The sequence below is a fragment of the Yersinia sp. IP36721 genome, assembly GCF_003634395.1.
GTDB lineage: Bacteria > Pseudomonadota > Gammaproteobacteria > Enterobacterales > Enterobacteriaceae > Yersinia > Yersinia entomophaga.
The window spans coordinates 1-17,446 of sequence record NZ_QCZL01000023.1 but is presented as its reverse complement, the minus strand read 5'-3'; the positions used below and the strand labels follow the sequence as shown (position 1 = coordinate 17,446).

Genomic DNA, 17,446 nt, shown 5'->3' with positions numbered 1-17,446 from the left:
TTCCCTACCTGCAAACATGTAATTATTGCTGCGCCGCCTGATGCCGCAGCCCGTTGAGAAGAAGGTCGATATGTTCGATAAGCACCTGATTTATTAACTTATTTTCGGCATTGCCAATGTCGTTCCAACCCGCCTGATAGCGTATGGTTTCCCGCGCCATGCGAAATGCCAATACTTCGCCCAATAATGCATGGGTATGAATGATGGTTTTGGTAGCAAGAGCGTCAGCGCCAATGTAATTCGCCAACAATAAATTAAGTTTATGGTGTAGTGGGGCAATCGCCTGTTGATGAATCAATGGATAGGCTTCGGTAGGGGAAAGCTGTTCCCGAGCCATAATTTTGCTCAGATTAATGGTTTCCGGCTGAGTCATTAAATGGCTGAATTGCAGCACACCCTGTCGCACATAATGTAACTGTCGTTCAGCGCATTGCTCGGATGGCGGCGTTTGCAAAAACTGGTCAATTTCGGCCGCCAGAGGCACGAAAGCCTGACGAATAAAATCCGCAATCTGCTGCGCTACCGCCAGATAGAGTTTTTCTTTGGAACCAAAGTAGTAGGTAATAGCAGCAATATTTTGGTCTGCTCGCTGGGCAATATCGCGAGTGGTCGCTCCTTTCAAACCCAATTCCCCAAACAGCTCGGTGGCGGCGCGCAGTAACTGTTGCCGTGCCTGTTCACCGCGCAACGTTACCGGAACGTTGGAATGGGGCATGATAAAGTCTCCCTTATGGATAGAATGAATTTACGCTAAAGCCTTATGGTTAGGCTGGAAATAAATTAATCAATCATATGATTAACTTTAGGCCATAAGTATAGGCCTGTAAAGATGGGGAATAGGAAAGGATCTTTGACTGGCGTAAGGCAATTTTTCTACAGTTTTTACCTATAAATTCATCTGATTGTTTAAATATCTCATGTTTTCACAAAAATCTGATATAATCCGCCTCAATGGTGCACTGCAGTTTGTGCCAATCCTCGTGGTAAAGCCTCATTTAATACCTCGTCTGATCATCTTCCCTTGAAACTGCACCTGACTGAATTGTTAGGATGGGGAAGATCTGGAGTTTCTCGTAATATGTCATTTGATACTCTCGGCTTAAACGCCGATATCCTGCGTGCAATTGAAGAGCAGGGCTACCTCGTGCCGACGCCAATTCAGCGTCAGGCGATCCCTGTAGTGCTGCAAGGCCGTGATTTAATGGCCAGCGCTCAAACCGGTACTGGTAAAACCGCTGGTTTCACCTTGCCGCTGTTGCAAATGCTCAATGATACCGCGCAGCCGATCAAAGGCCGCCGTCCGGTACGTGCCCTGATTTTAACCCCAACGCGTGAACTGGCTGCACAAATCGGCGAAAACGTCGAACAGTACAGCAAGTACCTTAAATTACGTTCGCTGGTGGTCTTTGGCGGTGTGAGCATTAACCCGCAGATGATGAAATTGCGCGGAGGCGTCGATATTCTGGTCGCTACTCCGGGCCGTTTACTGGATCTGGAACATCAGAACGCGGTTGATTTGTCTAAAATCGAAATTTTGGTGCTGGATGAAGCCGACCGTATGCTGGATATGGGCTTTATTCACGATATTCGTCGCGTGTTGGCTAAATTGCCTGCAAAACGCCAGAACCTGCTGTTCTCTGCGACCTTCTCCGACGAAATCAAAGGGCTGGCCAGTAAATTGCTGCACAACCCAGCTTCCGTTGAAGTGGCGCGTCGTAACACTGCCTCTGAGCAAATCACCCAAAGCGTTCATTTTGTGGATAAAAACCGCAAGCGGGAACTGCTTTCTCAGATGATTGGCAGCCAGGATTGGCAGCAGGTATTGGTGTTCACCCGAACCAAACACGGTGCTAACCATTTGGCAGAACAATTGAATAAAGACGGCATTACTGCCGCCGCTATTCATGGTAATAAGAGTCAAGGCGCTCGTACTCGCGCGCTGGCCGACTTTAAAGACGGTAAAATCCGCGTATTAGTAGCGACTGATATCGCCGCTCGTGGCTTGGATATCGATCAGTTACCGCACGTTGTTAACTATGAGCTGCCAAACGTACCGGAAGACTACGTGCACCGTATTGGTCGTACAGGCCGCGCGGAACGTACCGGTGAAGCGATCTCTCTGGTTTGCGTCGATGAGCATAAACTGCTGCGTGATATCGAGCGTCTGCTGAAACGTGAAATTCCACGTATCGCACTCGAAGGCTACGAGCCGGACCCAAGCATCAGAGCTGAGCCGATCCAAAACGGTCGTCAGGGACGCGGTGCTTCCCGTCCTGGTATGGGCCGTGGCAGTGCCACCCGCTCACAGGGCGGTGCAGTTGCCGGCCGTGGTGATAGCCGCGGCAACAGCAGCAAACCTCGCAGTCAGGGTGACGGTCAGCGCCGTTCAGCGCCACCTTCATCACGTCCGCGCAGCCGTAAACCGGGCGAGTAAATCGTTCGAGCTTAGGGAAAACCGCTCATTGCCGAGCGGTTTTTTTTGTCCTAAATTCGGCTATTCCGGGCTAAATTCGCGTTATTTCTTGTCTTGTCGCAAGGTTCGCTCGTATCATTGCCGGTCTTTTTTAGGGGGTATTTTGATGCAGATATTCCCACCTTATTTTTCAGCAGGCAGGTAATCAGGTCATGCGGGTACTTTTGGCACCGATGGAAGGCGTTCTGGATTCACTGGTTCGCGAATTATTAAGCGAAGTGAATGATTACGATCTCTGTATCACCGAGTTTTTGCGAGTGGTCGATCAGTTGCTGCCAGCCAAATCCTTCTATCGTTCATGCCCTGAGTTGCATCATCAAAGCCGCACTCCGTCTGGCACATTAGTTCGTATTCAATTATTAGGCCAATACCCAGAATGGCTGGCTGAAAATGCCGCACGCGCGGTCGAACTCGGTTCCTACGGCGTGGATCTGAACTGCGGTTGCCCGTCAAAGCTGGTCAACGGTAGCGGCGGTGGGGCGACTTTACTGAAAGATCCTGAGCTGATTTATCAAGGGGCTAAAGCGATGCGCGAAGCGGTGCCCGCTCATTTACCTGTGACGGTAAAAATCCGTTTAGGTTGGGACTCGAGCGATCGTCAGTTCGAAATTGCCGATGCTGTACAGCAGGCTGGAGCCACTGAACTGGCGGTTCATGGGCGAACCAAAGAAGAGGGCTATCAGGCCGATCGTATTAACTGGCAGGCGATAGGTGATATACGTCGCAGGCTCACTATTCCTGTTATTGCTAACGGCGAAATCTGGGATTACGCCAGCGCGCAGGAATGTATCAAAGTGACCGGCTGTGACGCGGTGATGCTAGGGCGCGGCGCGTTAAATGTCCCGAACCTGAGTCGGGTGGTGAAATATAACGAACCTCGAATGCCTTGGCCCGAGGTGGTGAAGCTGCTGCAAAAATATGTTCATCTGGAAAAGCAGGATGACACCGGTCTGTACCACGTAGCCCGAATTAAGCAGTGGCTAGGATATTTACGTAAAGAATATGACGAAGCTACCGAGCTATTTACTGAAATTCGCGCGCTGAAAACCTCGCAGGACATCGCGCAAGCTATATGCCGTTAACGGATTTTTGCTAACGGCATAACATTGACCCGAACAAAACCCCTGCTACGTGAAACGCCTCCTTCCAGCAAACAATATCAGATATGTACCAGACAGCCTCGTGCAATAAACGGCGCGAGTACTTCTGGCAATTCGGAGAAGTTATTCCAGCGTAAATCCAAGCGCTTTAACTGGCTCAATTCTGAGAAGCTTTCCGGCAGGGTGGAAAGTTTATTGGCGCGTAAATCCAGACTGTGCAGATTTTTCAGTGCGCCAAAGTTTTCTGGTAGCTGGGAGAGTTGATTAAAGCGAAAATTAGCATCAGTTAGCTGGGGCAGGACACAAAACTCATTAGGTAAATAATCCAGACAATTATCTGAAATATCCAGCACGTGTAGTTGCTTCAGGGCGGCAATTTCAGGAGCGATTGAAGCAATTTTATTCTTCATCAAATGCAACTCTTGTATCTGATGAAGGTGCCCTATGGCCGAAGGTATAGCTCTAATCGCATTGTTATACAGTCGAAGCTCTTTCAATGCTGAGAGAGAAAATATAGCTGAGGGAATTTCTTCCAGCTGATTATCGGTCACATTTAGATAGGTCAAATGCTGTAGCTCAGCCAAAGTTGCGGGCAAATCACTCAGATGATTATCGCTGATATAAAGATATTCCAGCTGTTTTAACCTCCCGAGTTCTTGAGGGAGGTTTTGTATACGGTTATGACCGAGATCTAACATGCAAAGCGACGATAATTCGCCGATACTGGCCGGTATCGATGGAATGTTGTTGCAGGATAAATTAAGTACCTGCAACTTCTGCAATGAGATAATCTCTTCGGGAAACGCTGTCAGGCAGTTATTGTACAGGCTGAGCTGTTGTAATCCTGACATTGTGCTTAGGTTCTCAGGGGCTGAACTTAGCTGTTTGTTATCCAGATTACTAACCTGAATGGCCCGTTTTTCCACCGTGGTAGCGATTTTCGGGTGCTGATGAAGCATCATTGTATTGTGCCTTTTCTTTATGCTTTGCCTGATGTGCCAAGCATAAGCTTTTTTGCCGCTAGCGATGACTTTTTCCCATGGTATAACCATGGGCTGAGTCAGTACGTATCCTTTATTGTGAAGATTGTTCTGCGGGCGAGACAAAAGCTAGGCACCACTTCATTTCTTTTCCCTGCCGGGTAACAAAAACATAGTCATTCATCTCGGAAATAGGCAAGCCTGGGAAGGAACGCAGAACATGCTGAAAATCAGCATCCTGACAGGAAGAATTCAGCGAACTCAGAAATAAACCACCGGCTTGGGAAATCTCTTTTTCTGAAATATTGGGGGTGTAGAGATTAGGTTTTTCATTATTAGACCATTTTTCCGCCATAAGGGGACGGTCTGGGGCGTAGAAAGTCAGCCACTGTGAGAAATAGCCACCGCCGACGTAGCGAAGTGGAACTTGATATTTATCTCGCCAGATTTGATTAATTTCGGCGCTTAGCGGTTGGATATAGTTAAATTTGCTGCCTGCGCCGCGAATATCTTTATACAACACTGTCGCGTAACCCAGACAAACCGCAGCCGCGACAATTAACAGAGATAGATTGATGCCTCGCCAGGATTTCACTCGTTCGACATTAAGGAAGCAAAGAGCGATAACTGGGGATAATACGGTAAAAGGCTGTAACCATTCGGTGATTCGTCCCCCGCTGTTAAACAGGAAATAGCCGAATATCAGTATAAGTGGCGGGGTAAACACGAAAAGAACGGCTTTCTTTTCGTCTGAGTCCGGCTGTACCAATGTGGCATTCAGCATTTTGAGTAGCAGAATGATGATGATAATGGGGTAGAAAACCACAAGAGCGGAAAACAGTACTTTACTGTTAAGTCCCGCGTTTATTTGTGAATCAACCCAATTGAAGGCGGCAAAGTCGTGCTGATAAAGCCAAAAAATATTGGGGGCGATAATAAGTAAAAATAGTAATAACGAAAGATAGAACTCTTTGCTATTGCAGGATTCTCGTCCTTTTTTCGTCGAGAAGGCATAAATAAGCATAAACGGAAAAAATGCAAAGCTGGAGTATTTTGACATGGCGGCTAACCCGCAAACGACAGCTAAGGCATACCAGTAAGCTTTATTATCATAAATAGATTTAACGAAAAATAAGAATAAGTACGGCCAAAACATCACAAGTAGATAATTGTCATTATAAGAAATTATATCAAAATTGATAACGCCAGATAAATTTAGCGCGAGCATAGAGAAAAATGCGATTTTGTAACTACCAAACAGTCTTCGGCTCAGAAGGAAAATACCCCATAAACCGACGGCAATAACGGTAAAATGCGAAACATACCAATATAACGCAAGGTTTATCAGTGGGTTGATGAGTAGACCTATAGCCGTAACTGCGCCAACGATATAGGGATTTTTCGGTGAGCCAAATTCGAGGCTATTCGCCCAATTCAGGGACTCTACGGCATCGTAGGGAACAGCCGGATCTAGATTAGATGAGATCGCAATCCATATTACGCTGTAAATTAATATAAATAATATTGCGCCGGTCTTGTAGTTATCGTCACTGCCATATGTCATTTAGAACTAACCTTACTCTTATAATTGCAAATCAATTTGTCATTATTATAATTACGCGTCTGTGTTCAAGTGCTTTCTCCTTTCTGTTTAGTGATTGTTTAAATGTGTTTTTTATAAATGGAAATAGTGACTTAATTTAACTTAGATTTGTTTTTTTGTTTAATGTTCATCTAGGAATAACTTAACTTTCAATAAGGCTATATCTTCTTTGCTATTAGAATAACTAATGGAAATTAACGATATTCAGACAACGTTTTTTTATGTTAGTCGCGCGATTGTCAATAATCGTAAGCGACCCTTTTAAATCTTTGTAACAATGATTTAAAGAATGTCTGATGCGCAGTTTATATGGGTAACTTATACTGCTTGGAGTCCAACCCACGTCACCTAAGCCAATCCATATGCATGTGAAAATACGTTTATCAATATTAAGTCTGTTTATTTTATCGGCTACGGCCTTGAGCGTTCCTGTGACGAGTTTCGCCACCACCAGTGCTGGCGTACAACAGGCAGCTCCGTTGGAGTTAGCCTCTGGCAGCGCGATGGTTGTCGATTTAAAAACCAACAAAGTTATTTATAGTAATAATCCTGACCACGTAGTACCCATTGCCTCAATCACTAAACTGATGACCGCGATGGTGGCTCTGGATGCCAAACAGCCGCTTGATGAGATTATTTCAGTTGATATTCATCAAACTAAAGAATTAAAAGGTGTATTTTCGCGAGTGAGAGTCAATAGCGAAATAAACCGTAAGGACATGTTATTACTGGCATTAATGTCATCCGAAAATCGCGCCGCGGCCAGTTTGGCTCACCATTATCGCGGTGGGTATAGTGCATTTATTGCTGCTATGAATGCTAAAGCCAAATCCTTAGGCATGACCCATACCCATTTTGTAGAACCGACAGGGCTATCAACCCAGAACGTTTCTACTGCGCGCGATCTCAGTAAGTTGCTGCTGGCCAGTAAGCAGTATCCGCTCATTGGTCAGTTGAGTACCTCTACTGAAAAAATGGCGACTTTCCGTAATCCGAATTACACCTTACCTTTCCGTAATACCAATCATCTGGTTTATAACGATAAGTGGAATATTCAGCTGACAAAAACGGGTTTTACTAATGAGGCGGGGCATTGTCTGGTGATGCGCACGGTCATTAATAATCGTCCGGTCGCTTTGGTGGTATTAGATGCTTTTGGTAAATATACGCATTTTGCTGATGCTAACCGATTACGCAGTTGGCTTGAAACCGGCAAAGCAGCGCCCATTCCAGGTGCGGCTAAAAGTTATCGACAGCAAAAAGATGCTCAGGGACGTTTAGCGAAAGTATCTGAATGATAGAAGATTAAGAGGCAGGAATACGCAGGATGCAGGTGTTTAACGGATTAAAATGAATTCGCGGTAGGATAACCGCGAATTCAACCAACTTTAAAAAATAAGCTTGAAGACACCGGTAATAGTCAGCAGGCCGACAATAAAAATTATCGCGATAATCCATAATATAATCTTCATTTGTTTCCCCTCAAAGAGAGTGAAAATAACGCCAACCCAGGCTGGCAATGTGATCTCACTATAGTTTATCTTTTTCCATTTCGCGGTACTTCTTACCAATCATACTGATTTTTAAGACTTGACTGAAAGATAGCTCAAACCTTACTAACGCCAGCACTTATGTTTTGAGGTTTTTCCTATCCCTGGATTAAAACTGTTGGTTGGATCTATTGCCTGATAAAAAGCCTTTAATTCAGGTTTAGCCAAATAGAGATGGCCAACATTATGTTCGGCGGGGTATTCAGCGCCTTTCGCCTGCAGAATTTCTAACATCTTATCTTTGATTTCCTGCGGACTCTCGCCTTTCTTGACAATATAATCCTGATGGAAAACGTGACACATAAAATGACCATAGTAGAGTTTTGCTACCAAACGGCGGTCTATTTCTTCAGGCAAGGTTTCAAACCACTGATCGTCATTGCGGCGCAGAGCAATATCCAAAGCCAATATATCTTCGACCTTATCGCTATGAACTGAATGGTAACGAACTGCTGCACCGGCGGCGGCAAAACGATGTAAAAAGGCCTTCTTTCCTTCGTCAGCGGTGCAAACCAGATAGTTACCTTCCGCCGTTGCGAAAAATCGACGTAAATGCTCGTTAGCTTCCGCTATTCCCTGACCGGACATTTTCAGCATCAGGTGATGTTCATATTTATCTCGGTAGCTTTTCAGGCGTTTAGGAAGATGGCTAGGCAAAATACGGCTGAAGCCCTGCATGACACGATCGGTGATATTGTTGATCAAAAAAGGAACTTTATTCAGTCGGGCATCGATCTTTCCTTTTAGGGTAAAGAAAGTCGGCATCTTATCCGTACCCATAGAATTGATCATGATAAAAGTGTCTTTGCCATAAATTTCGGCGATATCAAAAACGTCCCGGTGCATATATTCTCCTGCAACCGGTAAGTGTTTAAAATCACGTAAAATAGTACGACGTAATTCTGTCAGCACCTTGGTGTCATTGGTGCCAATATAAAATACCTGTTGCTGAGACTCCGCTGGGAAAGTATCTAAACGGACGGCAAAAACTGCGAGCTTTCCTGCGCAGCCGGAGGCTTCAAATAAGCGCCGTTTATCAGCATTAAAACGCGACGGCGTATCGGCATCCACATCTCGCACTCGTTCAACATAATCATGATCCGAGGCTTTCTGCTCGCCATGACCAATATCTTCCGGGCCATAATCGGCACGGGTTAAACGCCAAAGAATATCTTCCGGCGTGTCACCCAGATGGATACCAAGATGGTTAACTAATTGAAGTTCGCCATGCTCATTTATCTGAGCAAAAAGTGCCATTTCCGTATAAGCCGGGCCACGTTGTATTAGTGAACCGCCGGAATTATTGCAAACGCCGCCAATAACCGAAGCACCGATACAGGATGAGCCAATAACGGAGTGGGGTTCGCGACCAAAGGGTTTTAAGCGTTTATCCAGTTCATTCAACGTACTGCCGGGGAAAGCAATCACCTGTTCGGCATTATTCAATAACTGAATCTGATTGAGTCGCAGCGTGTTGATAATAACAATCTGGCGATCGTAATCATTTCCACTGGGAGTGGATCCTTCCGTCAGGCCTGTATTGGCTGCCTGCATAATAATGATTTTATCTGCGGCCAAGCAGGCTTGCAGTATTTGCCATTGCTGCATTAGCGTTGCGGGGAAAACAACGGCCAGAGCTTCCCCTTGACCCGAACGGAATCCGGTCCGGTAACGTTTGGTTTGTCGCTCTTTTGTCAGAAGGTAACTCTCACCAACAATATTTTTCAGTTGCTGCAATAATTCCTGATTGCTGTCACCATCGGTACGATTCATTTTTCTCACCTAGAGTACGAACATCCTGTTTTGCTGCGAAAGTAAATCTGAATAGCTTATTTGTTGAAATCGATGCTTTCTTTCGTTGCCATGAAGTAAACATGAGGCTGATGTTTCTTTCCCTACTGTGGGGCCGAGTTTGTGATCTATTTCACACACTGAAGGCTATTTATAACCACGGGTGTTAATCGCATCGGATTTGATCCAGCTTATATCAACCTGTGGCTAACAGACTTAAGGCATAATTGAGTAGATATAAGGTTTTCTTACGACTATTTTCCTATCAGGGCGGATTCAATGAGTGAGCATTTTGTTGGGAAATATGAGGTTGAATTAAAATTTCGAGTACAGAATATCCGTAACCTATTGAGGCGAATAGAAACGCAGGATGCAGAGATTTTTGCTCTCAATAATCATGAAAAAGATTGTTATCTGGATGCTTGTGATGGCGGTCTTGCACGGCAAAATATCAGTATGATATTGCGTGAAATGAACCCGTCGGGTATTCGGCTATGGATTGTCAAAGGGCCGGGAAGCGAGCGATGCGAAGCCAGCCGGGTCGAGGATTTGGGCAAGATTTCGAGTATGCTGGTGACTTTAGGCTATCAGCCGGTATTTACCCTGGAAAAGAACCGCAGTATCTATTTTATCGGCCAATTTCACATTACGGTCGACCATTTGGAGTCTGTGGGAAATTTTGCTGAAATTGCGGTGATGACAGATGATCCGAATGAATTGGCAGAATTAAAGCTGCAATGCAGTCTTTTTGCCTCAACCCTAGGATTAACCGCAGATATGCTGGAACCTCGTACTTATCGGCAATTACTGGGCTTCTAAGATCCCGGCATTGCAGTAAGGTACAAATTTGGCAATTGACCGGTGAAAATAACGATATAGGTATTCTCACCGGTAAACAGACCATTATTTTTTTAATAGAGTTTTGAGATTGGCAAAAGGGTTGTGAGTAGCGACACCCTGATCTTTCTGCGCGTCATCTCCGGCAATAACCGTCGATCCGTATTGATCGGCTTCGGTATATTTAGAATGCTCGTGATCGTGGCAAAACAGGCACAACATCTCCCAATTGCTGCCATCTTCCGGATTATTGCCGTGGTCGTGATCAATGTGGTGTACGGTCAACTCACGCAGATTAGAATACACAAACTCTCTGGAACACTTTCCGCAAACCCACGGGAAGAGTTTTAGCGCTTTCTCGCGGTAACCGCTTTCCAGCCGGGCATAGTTTTTAGGGATATAAGCCATGGGAACCTTCAATTCTGTCGTGTGATATCTGAACTTATTTTAGCGTGAAAGAAGATTCGTCACCATGATTAAGGTACTGGATAGGCTTTCCTCGTATGGAGTTTTAGTAAAATAACGATAGATTAACCCACTGAGTCAAGAGCCATAGACACGACTTGATACAAGAAAATTTTATTATATCGATTTGGGCGTATTTTATTTTTATCATTCGATTTTTCATGTAGCGAATGGGCATTAATCGAGCCATTTTTCTTTCATATAATGGTTTTTTGAGACTTTTTCCAATGATTTAAACGGCTAAGACGTTTTACACTGGTAGCATAATTAGGCTAATTTTATCTGGAGTAAGGGAATAATCCGCCCGTTGCCCGATAATTATTCTTTGCCGATAAAGTTGAGGCGATATGAAAGAATCAGAAGTGCTGGCCGAAGTCAGTAATGAAAACCAGACACTGGTGGCTGTGGTGCAACAAGATCAGCGTGTGGTTTATTTCTATATTTACCCGTTGGAGTCCGTTGAAGATCGTTTTCCGGTGCGTGCCTGCTGGGTAAGAAATCTGACTGCGGCTCCCCAGTTAGATGATAACGCGGCTATTGAGCAGGGGCTTGCCCCGCGTTTGGCTGCGGCCTATTGTCGAAATATTGCCGGTGAAGAAGCATTGGATGCGCAATATATTAAGATTATCTGGTCAGAAAGTGATGACGGCGCAGCGCTGTGGTATCAGGGGCAATTATTGGCGGTGATTCCCGGCTGGAGTTTGTATATCGATCACTCTGTCTGTTACTCCGCTAGCTGTATTAAAGAGAATCCACTCACTTTACCTTTGGGGTCTGCGTCTACTAATACGCAATATGCTCAGGCGGAACGTACTCGACAATTTTGGCGAGTCTGGCAGCAGGAGGAAGGTAATCCCTGGCCCAGTATGCAAGTGGAATATATTCGACGCTATGAGCAACATTTTGGTCCGGCGCAAAAGTATTATGCTATTGATCAGGGCAGATGGCCGCCAATGGCGATCTCTCAGCATGAAAAGGATGGAGTTTATTATTTTCTGACGCTGGGTGTCAGTATTCGTCCGCAGCCTTGGGTTGAGATTTTATTTAATGATGATGCCGGGAAATATCGTCGAATAGAATTAGCGATGGCAGTGGATAGTCAATATGTCAACGAAGACAACGCCGTTCGCATGGCGAGTGCTTTAGCCGGTTTTGCCCATGTTCCGTGGGGAAAAATAAGCTGGCTGGGAGAAGGCCATGCACTGGAGTCTGAAGTCGCCCCTCAGGGTTACGAAGGCTATGTATTATCGGCCAATCTATACTCTGAGCACGTCAGTCTGACGTTGCCGGAGCAGCAGGGCGATCCGGTAAACATTTATTGGGCCAGTCCGATATTTACCAGTGAGCGGGAGTTTGCGCATTCGCTACCAAACGGCGGCTACGATTTGTTAGCGAAAATGCGTCAGCGGCAGGTGAATCATATTTTCGCGCCAAGAGAACCGGTTATTTAATCGGTCGAGTAGTTGTGTTTTAGCGGGATAAAAAATTTATTTTTATTCTTGGATGAAGCGTACAGATTTGCGGATTTACCTAATAAGGTCTTAACTTAATACTGTAATGGACGCTGTGAATAGCTAATAATCACTCAGCTGATAAAGCACAGACCGTCAGGTTTATTCAATATTTGGAGGACGTATGGGGATTCTATCCTGGATTATCTTTGGTCTCATCGCCGGTATTCTGGCTAAGTGGATTATGCCAGGTAAAGACGGTGGCGGATTCTTTATGACCATCATTCTTGGTGTGGTCGGTGCTTTGGTCGGTGGCTATATCAGTACTTTCTTTGGGATGGGCAGAGTAGACGGCTTTAACATTGGTAGCTTTGTCGTCGCAGTTATCGGTGCCTTGGTTGTGCTGTTTATCTACCGTAAAATTCGTAGCTGATTTAACAAGAAAGACTCATCTTCTCTAAAGAAAGGTGGCAATCACATGTCACCTTTCTCTCATCAAACTATCATTTCTCTGTAATAAAAATATCCGTTAATGGCTCAAAGATAACCTGCAATCTGAGAGACATTCTATGGGCCAGGCATTACTTCAATATGCGCCAGATTATCCTGATACTGCACCGGAAACGAAAAAAAAGGTTCTGGCGGTTAAAGGATTGATGAAAGCCTATGCATCGCAGCATAAGGTGTTGGATAACATCAATTTTGAACTCCATGCTGGAGAATTTGTAGCGATTATTGGCCGCTCAGGCGCAGGAAAATCAACGTTACTTCATATATTGAATGGCACCATTTCTTCCAGCGGTGGAGAGATTCTTAACTATCAGGAGAGTGGGGAAACGCAAAATATTGCCTCGCTGACGGCCAAACAAATGCGTAAATGGCGTGCCAAGTGTGGAATGATTTTTCAGGATTTCTGTCTGGTTCCTCGCCTCGATGTTATGACCAATGTGTTACTCGGAAGATTAAGTCATACCTCAACGCTTAAATCATTTTTTAAAATATTTGCCGAGCGTGACCGAGCCAGAGCCGTCGAGCTCTTGCAGTGGTTGAATATGTTGCCACATGCGTTGCAGCGCGCCGAAAATTTATCCGGAGGGCAAATGCAACGCGTGGCTATTTGTCGCGCGATGATGCAAAACCCTAAAATTCTATTGGCCGATGAGCCTGTAGCCTCCCTCGACCCAAAAAATACCACCCGAATAATGAATACGCTGCAAAAAATCAGTGAAAACGATATTGCGGTGGTGGTGAACTTACATTCGGTGGCATTAGTTAAAGATTACTGCACGCGAGTGATTGGTATTGCGCAAGGAAAAATTATATTTGACGGTCATCCTGATCAACTAAGTGACAGTATTATTCATGATATTTACAACGATGAAGCAACAGATGTTTTGCATTAATTTCCATTAATCCTCTACGGACATAGGTTATTTTAATGAAAAAAGTAATGAGTGTTACTTCGTTAGTGGCAGGTGCGATGATGGTATTTAACGCCACGGCGGCAGATGCACCGAAAGAAATCAATTTGGGTATTCTCGGTGGCCAAAATGCAACACAGCAGATTGGCGATAATATGTGTGTAAAAGAATTTTTGGACAAAGAATTAAAAGTAAAAACCAATTTGCATAATGCTTCGGATTATTCTGGGGTCATTCAAGGATTACTCGGTGGAAAGATTGATATGGTGCTGAGTATGTCACCGTCATCTTTCGCCTCGGTTTATATTAAAGACCCTAAGGCCGTCGATTTGGTCGGTATTGTCGTCGATGATACCGATCAGTCTCGCGGCTATCACTCTGTGGTCGTGGTGAAGGCAGACAGCCCTTACCAGAAAATGGAGGATTTAAAGGGGCAAGCCTTTGGTTTTGCCGACCCGGATTCAACTTCGGGTTTCCTGATCCCTAATCAGAGCTTTAAACAGAAATTCGGCGGAACGCCGGACAATAAATATAACAATTTCTTCTCCAGCGTGACGTTCTCCGGTGGTCATGAGCAAGACATCCTTGGCGTTATTAATGGTCAGTTTGCCGGCGCGGTAACCTGGGCATCAATGATCGGCGATTATAATACCGGTTATACTAGCGGAGCTTTCACTCGCATGATTCGTATGGATCATCCCGATTTAATGAAACAGATTAGGATTATCTGGCAGTCTCCGTTAATTCCTAATGGCCCAATTCTTGTTCGCAGTGCTTTACCGCCAGCATTCAAAGCGCAGTTGGTTGAGGCTATCAAAAAACTGGATAAAGAAGACCATGCCTGTTTTATCAAAGCGGTAGGGGGCAAGCAGCATATTGAGGAAACCTCATTGAGCGAATACCAAACCGTCATTGATTTGAAGCGCGATCTAACTAAAGGCGACCGTTAAGTCGGTTGATATAATGAATAGGATAGCTCAGGAACGGAATACCGGAGCTATCGGTTTTCAGGCGGTAAGTTATTTTGAATACTGATTTCAATCATTATTACCAGCAGGTTCGCAGTAAGCAAAAACGCGAAACCTTAATATGGTCTTTAGCTCTGGTTGTACTCTATTTGGGTGCAGGCAGTATTGCTGAATTTAATCTTCACACCGTTCTAGTTTCATTCCCACATTTTTTTGACTATCTGGCTGAAACAATTCCTGTACTTCACTGGCCGGTTTTATTTGCCGATGGGCGTACCGAAGGTTCATTGGCATATTGGGGCTATCGCCTGAATATTCAGCTACCGCTAATTTGGGAGACGCTACAGCTTGCCATTGCCGCAACCATTCTCTCGGTTATTGTCGCCTGTATTTTGGCTTTTCTGGCGGCTAATAACACCCACAGCCCAGCACCAGTCAGATTAGCGATTCGTACCTTTGTTGCATTTTTACGTACCATGCCAGAATTAGCTTGGGCAGTCATGTTTGTTATGGCTTTTGGTATTGGCGCGATTCCCGGTTTTTTGGCTCTGGCGTTACATACGATAGGTAGCCTGACCAAATTATTCTATGAGTCTATTGAAACTGCCTCAAATAAACCTGTTCGCGGTTTGACAGCTTGTGGTGCTAGTAAATTGCAACGTATGCGTTTTGGTCTTTGGCCGCAGGTGAAACCTATCTTTCTGTCTTACAGCTTTATGCGATTGGAAATTAATTTTCGCCAGTCAACCATACTGGGTTTGGTCGGCGCGGGCGGAATAGGACAAGAGCTAATGACGTCTATTAAGTTGGATCGTTATGATCAGGTCAGCATCACGCTGTTGCTGATTATTACCGTGGTTTCATTACTAGATTACGCCTCCGGAAAATTACGTAAACGTGTTGTGGAAGGAGCCGCTTAATGATGACGAATACGCTTTCGCCAGCCGATGTGATTTCTCTGAAGCAGCAACATCCGACCCTTTTCTCGCAGCAGCGGCGCTATCTTCGCTTGGTCGTTGGCATCGGCGTGGCCATTGTTTTCTATTATATTTTCTTCTTTAATTTCTTTGGTATTCCCTGGTCTGCCTTCGTTCACGGCAGCCAGCAAATAGGGCGCTATTTCCTGAGAATGTTTGTCTGGCATGATTTTATCAACTGGCCGTTTAAATATTACTTTGGTCAGATTTTTATTACTTTAGCCATTGTATTCGCCGGTACGCTTACAGCGACGTTTATTGCGTTGCCACTGTCCTTTCTTGCTGCCCGTAATGTCATGGATACGCCGGTATTACGAGTTACCTCTTTTGTTGTGCGCCGTTTTCTCGATGTTTTTCGCGGTATCGATATGGCGATTTGGGGGCTGATTTTTGTTCGTGCCGTAGGAATGGGGCCGTTAGCGGGGGTTCTGGCCATTTTTATGCAGGATATGGGCTTACTGGGTAAACTCTATGCTGAGGGACACGAGGCAGTCGATAAATCCCCTAGCCGTGGATTAACTGCAATGGGGGCCAACCCATTACAAAAACACCGCTTTGGTATTTTCACCCAGTCGTTTCCAACTTTTCTGGCGCTTAGCCTGTATCAGATAGAGTCTAATACCCGTTCTGCGGCAGTGTTAGGTTTTGTCGGTGCTGGCGGTATCGGTTTGGTTTACGCAGAGAATATGCGTTTATGGAACTGGGATGTGGTGATGTTTATTACGTTGATTATGGTGGTTATTGTGATGGTGATGGATAAAATATCTGCCATGTTGCGCAATAAATACATTATTGGCGAAGAGATTAGCCCGTATAAATCAGACTCAAGAGATCTGTGCGTTATCACTAACGATAAGTAATTTCTGTTTTTATACCAGAGCCCAATCAGGCGCATTTTTGTGTGGTTGGGTTCTGATATGTTATTTTACTAATCAGTTGTCAATTTATATTTGTTTTTGTTTAACGTTTATTTGTGATTTTGAATAATGTCGTTATTTTGTATTTAATAATTACTTGCTTTTTTCACGATTATATCAAATTAAATTTACATTGAGAAAAAAGGATTATCTCTATATAATACTGCCCGCCAGACGTTAAAGAAGCTTTTTTGTTATTCTTGCGACATTCGCACACGTCTATTAAATTAATTGGAATAGGGCAGTAATATGATCAACAACGATGTGCTCCGCAGTGTTCGCTATATGCTTAATGTTAACGATGCTAAAATCGTAGAAATCATCAAGTTAACTGATTTTGAAGTGAACAGCGCGGATGTCGTTAATTTCCTTAAGAAAGAAGACGAAGCTGGTTACCAGAATTGTCCTGATGAGGTCATGGCTCATTTTCTTAACGGTCTGATCTTCTTTAAGCGTGGTAAGGATGACAAATTCCCAGCTCCGTCTATTGAAGCACGTATCACTAATAATATTGTGCTGAAAAAGCTGCGCGTAGCCTTCGAGTTGAAAGATACCGATATGCACGATATCTTCACCTCCGTTGATTTTCCGGTGTCCAAACCTGAATTGAACGCGTTGTTCCGTAAGGACGACAGCAAAAACTTCCGTCCTTGTGGCGATCAGGTGCTGCGTTACTTCCTGAAGGGCCTGACTCTGCGGGTGCGCGGTCCTAAAAAATAGTCGTTTTAATATGACATAATGATAATGGCGGGCATTGGTTCGCCGTTATTGTATTTTTCACTTTTTCACTTTTTCACTTTTTCACTTTTTCACTTTTTCACTTTTTCACTTTTTCACTTTTTCACTTTTTCACTGTTTAAAGAATAAATTAATGAATGATGAATTAAATGGATTTTTTATGATTATTATTATT

At 44.4% G+C, this 17,446-nt stretch carries 16 protein-coding genes; 11 read left to right on the top strand and 5 right to left on the bottom strand.

Annotated features, from left to right (window positions below):
• Positions 1–22 precede the first annotated feature (22 nt).
• Entirely contained in the window at positions 23–715 is a 693-nt protein-coding gene (cecR, locus tag DBA33_RS16200) for a transcriptional regulator CecR (RefSeq protein WP_064512622.1), read from the bottom strand.
• A 363-nt stretch (positions 716–1,078) separates the two neighbouring features.
• Between cecR and rhlE the strand changes: the two genes are divergently transcribed.
• A complete protein-coding gene (gene rhlE / locus DBA33_RS16195) occupies positions 1,079–2,434 on the top strand; it encodes an ATP-dependent RNA helicase RhlE (protein ID WP_120806820.1) in 1,356 nt (451 codons plus the stop codon).
• Positions 2,435–2,625: 191 nt separating this feature from the next.
• Positions 2,626–3,555 (top strand): tRNA dihydrouridine(16) synthase DusC, encoded by a 930-nt coding sequence (gene dusC / locus DBA33_RS16190; RefSeq protein WP_120806819.1) that lies wholly within the window; start codon positions 2,626–2,628, stop codon positions 3,553–3,555.
• A gap of 77 nt (positions 3,556–3,632) precedes the next feature.
• On the opposite strand, the gene DBA33_RS16185 is transcribed toward dusC, so the two are convergent.
• Both DBA33_RS16185 and DBA33_RS16180 read right to left on the bottom strand, forming a co-directional pair.
• Entirely contained in the window at positions 3,633–4,535 is a 903-nt protein-coding gene (locus DBA33_RS16185; RefSeq protein WP_064512628.1) for a leucine-rich repeat domain-containing protein, read from the bottom strand.
• 112 nt (positions 4,536–4,647) lie between these two features.
• On the bottom strand, positions 4,648–6,117 hold the full coding sequence (locus DBA33_RS16180; protein WP_120806818.1) for a glycosyltransferase family 39 protein: 1,470 nt from the start codon (positions 6,115–6,117) through the stop codon (positions 4,648–4,650).
• Positions 6,118–6,518: 401 nt separating this feature from the next.
• Here DBA33_RS16180 and pbpG point away from each other — a divergent pair, with 401 nt between their 5' ends.
• Entirely contained in the window at positions 6,519–7,454 is a 936-nt protein-coding gene (gene pbpG / locus DBA33_RS16175; protein WP_064512630.1) for a D-alanyl-D-alanine endopeptidase, read from the top strand.
• A gap of 318 nt (positions 7,455–7,772) precedes the next feature.
• Here the strand turns inward: pbpG and dld are convergent, their stop codons facing one another.
• Entirely contained in the window at positions 7,773–9,479 is a 1,707-nt protein-coding gene (gene dld, locus DBA33_RS16170) for a D-lactate dehydrogenase (RefSeq protein ID WP_120806817.1), read from the bottom strand.
• A 297-nt stretch (positions 9,480–9,776) separates the two neighbouring features.
• Here dld and DBA33_RS16165 point away from each other — a divergent pair, with 297 nt between their 5' ends.
• Positions 9,777–10,316, top strand: coding sequence for a class IV adenylate cyclase (locus tag DBA33_RS16165; RefSeq protein WP_064512633.1), 540 nt, complete (start codon positions 9,777–9,779; stop codon positions 10,314–10,316).
• Positions 10,317–10,400: 84 nt separating this feature from the next.
• Here the strand turns inward: DBA33_RS16165 and yajD are convergent, their stop codons facing one another.
• Complete coding sequence (yajD, locus tag DBA33_RS16160; RefSeq protein ID WP_064512635.1) at positions 10,401–10,742, bottom strand: HNH nuclease YajD; 342 nt, start codon at positions 10,740–10,742, stop codon at positions 10,401–10,403.
• 404 nt (positions 10,743–11,146) lie between these two features.
• On the opposite strand from yajD, the gene DBA33_RS16155 reads away from it, so the two are divergent.
• The 7 genes from DBA33_RS16155 (at position 11,147) to DBA33_RS16125 (ending at position 17,253) form a co-directional block, all read left to right on the top strand.
• Positions 11,147–12,250, top strand: a complete 1,104-nt coding sequence (locus DBA33_RS16155; protein WP_064512636.1) for a suppressor of fused domain protein — start codon at positions 11,147–11,149, stop codon at positions 12,248–12,250.
• 184 nt (positions 12,251–12,434) lie between these two features.
• Complete coding sequence (locus DBA33_RS16150; RefSeq protein ID WP_049596664.1) at positions 12,435–12,683, top strand: GlsB/YeaQ/YmgE family stress response membrane protein; 249 nt, start codon at positions 12,435–12,437, stop codon at positions 12,681–12,683.
• Positions 12,684–12,819: 136 nt separating this feature from the next.
• Positions 12,820–13,653, top strand: a complete 834-nt coding sequence (phnC, locus tag DBA33_RS16145; RefSeq protein WP_064512638.1) for a phosphonate ABC transporter ATP-binding protein — start codon at positions 12,820–12,822, stop codon at positions 13,651–13,653.
• 35 nt (positions 13,654–13,688) lie between these two features.
• A complete protein-coding gene (phnD, locus tag DBA33_RS16140) occupies positions 13,689–14,621 on the top strand; it encodes a phosphonate ABC transporter substrate-binding protein (RefSeq protein WP_120806816.1) in 933 nt (310 codons plus the stop codon).
• Positions 14,622–14,695: 74 nt separating this feature from the next.
• A complete protein-coding gene (gene phnE, locus DBA33_RS16135) occupies positions 14,696–15,559 on the top strand; it encodes a phosphonate ABC transporter, permease protein PhnE (RefSeq protein WP_120806815.1) in 864 nt (287 codons plus the stop codon).
• Positions 15,559–16,476 carry a phosphonate ABC transporter, permease protein PhnE gene (gene phnE, locus DBA33_RS16130; RefSeq protein WP_064512641.1) on the top strand — a complete coding sequence of 306 codons (918 nt, stop codon included), beginning with the start codon at positions 15,559–15,561 and terminating at the stop codon, positions 16,474–16,476. The genes phnE (DBA33_RS16135) and phnE (DBA33_RS16130) overlap by 1 nt, the downstream gene beginning before the upstream one ends.
• A 306-nt stretch (positions 16,477–16,782) precedes the next feature.
• On the top strand, positions 16,783–17,253 hold the full coding sequence (locus tag DBA33_RS16125) for a DUF1456 family protein (protein WP_064512643.1): 471 nt from the start codon (positions 16,783–16,785) through the stop codon (positions 17,251–17,253).
• Positions 17,254–17,446: the final 193 nt, after the last annotated feature.

What these genes read in the sequence shown, in the direction of transcription:
- cecR (WP_064512622.1), bottom strand. Translation starts at nt 715, where the DNA reads ATGCCCCATTCCAACGTTCCGGTAACGTTGCGCGGTGAACAGGCACGG.
- rhlE (WP_120806820.1), top strand. Translation starts at nt 1,079, where the DNA reads ATGTCATTTGATACTCTCGGCTTAAACGCCGATATCCTGCGTGCAATT.
- dusC (WP_120806819.1), top strand. Translation starts at nt 2,626, where the DNA reads ATGCGGGTACTTTTGGCACCGATGGAAGGCGTTCTGGATTCACTGGTT.
- DBA33_RS16185 (WP_064512628.1), bottom strand. Translation starts at nt 4,535, where the DNA reads ATGATGCTTCATCAGCACCCGAAAATCGCTACCACGGTGGAAAAACGG.
- DBA33_RS16180 (WP_120806818.1), bottom strand. Translation starts at nt 6,117, where the DNA reads ATGACATATGGCAGTGACGATAACTACAAGACCGGCGCAATATTATTT.
- pbpG (WP_064512630.1), top strand. Translation starts at nt 6,519, where the DNA reads ATGCATGTGAAAATACGTTTATCAATATTAAGTCTGTTTATTTTATCG.
- dld (WP_120806817.1), bottom strand. Translation starts at nt 9,479, where the DNA reads ATGAATCGTACCGATGGTGACAGCAATCAGGAATTATTGCAGCAACTG.
- DBA33_RS16165 (WP_064512633.1), top strand. Translation starts at nt 9,777, where the DNA reads ATGAGTGAGCATTTTGTTGGGAAATATGAGGTTGAATTAAAATTTCGA.
- yajD (WP_064512635.1), bottom strand. Translation starts at nt 10,742, where the DNA reads ATGGCTTATATCCCTAAAAACTATGCCCGGCTGGAAAGCGGTTACCGC.
- DBA33_RS16155 (WP_064512636.1), top strand. Translation starts at nt 11,147, where the DNA reads ATGAAAGAATCAGAAGTGCTGGCCGAAGTCAGTAATGAAAACCAGACA.
- DBA33_RS16150 (WP_049596664.1), top strand. Translation starts at nt 12,435, where the DNA reads ATGGGGATTCTATCCTGGATTATCTTTGGTCTCATCGCCGGTATTCTG.
- phnC (WP_064512638.1), top strand. Translation starts at nt 12,820, where the DNA reads ATGGGCCAGGCATTACTTCAATATGCGCCAGATTATCCTGATACTGCA.
- phnD (WP_120806816.1), top strand. Translation starts at nt 13,689, where the DNA reads ATGAAAAAAGTAATGAGTGTTACTTCGTTAGTGGCAGGTGCGATGATG.
- phnE (WP_064512641.1), top strand. Translation starts at nt 15,559, where the DNA reads ATGATGACGAATACGCTTTCGCCAGCCGATGTGATTTCTCTGAAGCAG.
- DBA33_RS16125 (WP_064512643.1), top strand. Translation starts at nt 16,783, where the DNA reads ATGATCAACAACGATGTGCTCCGCAGTGTTCGCTATATGCTTAATGTT.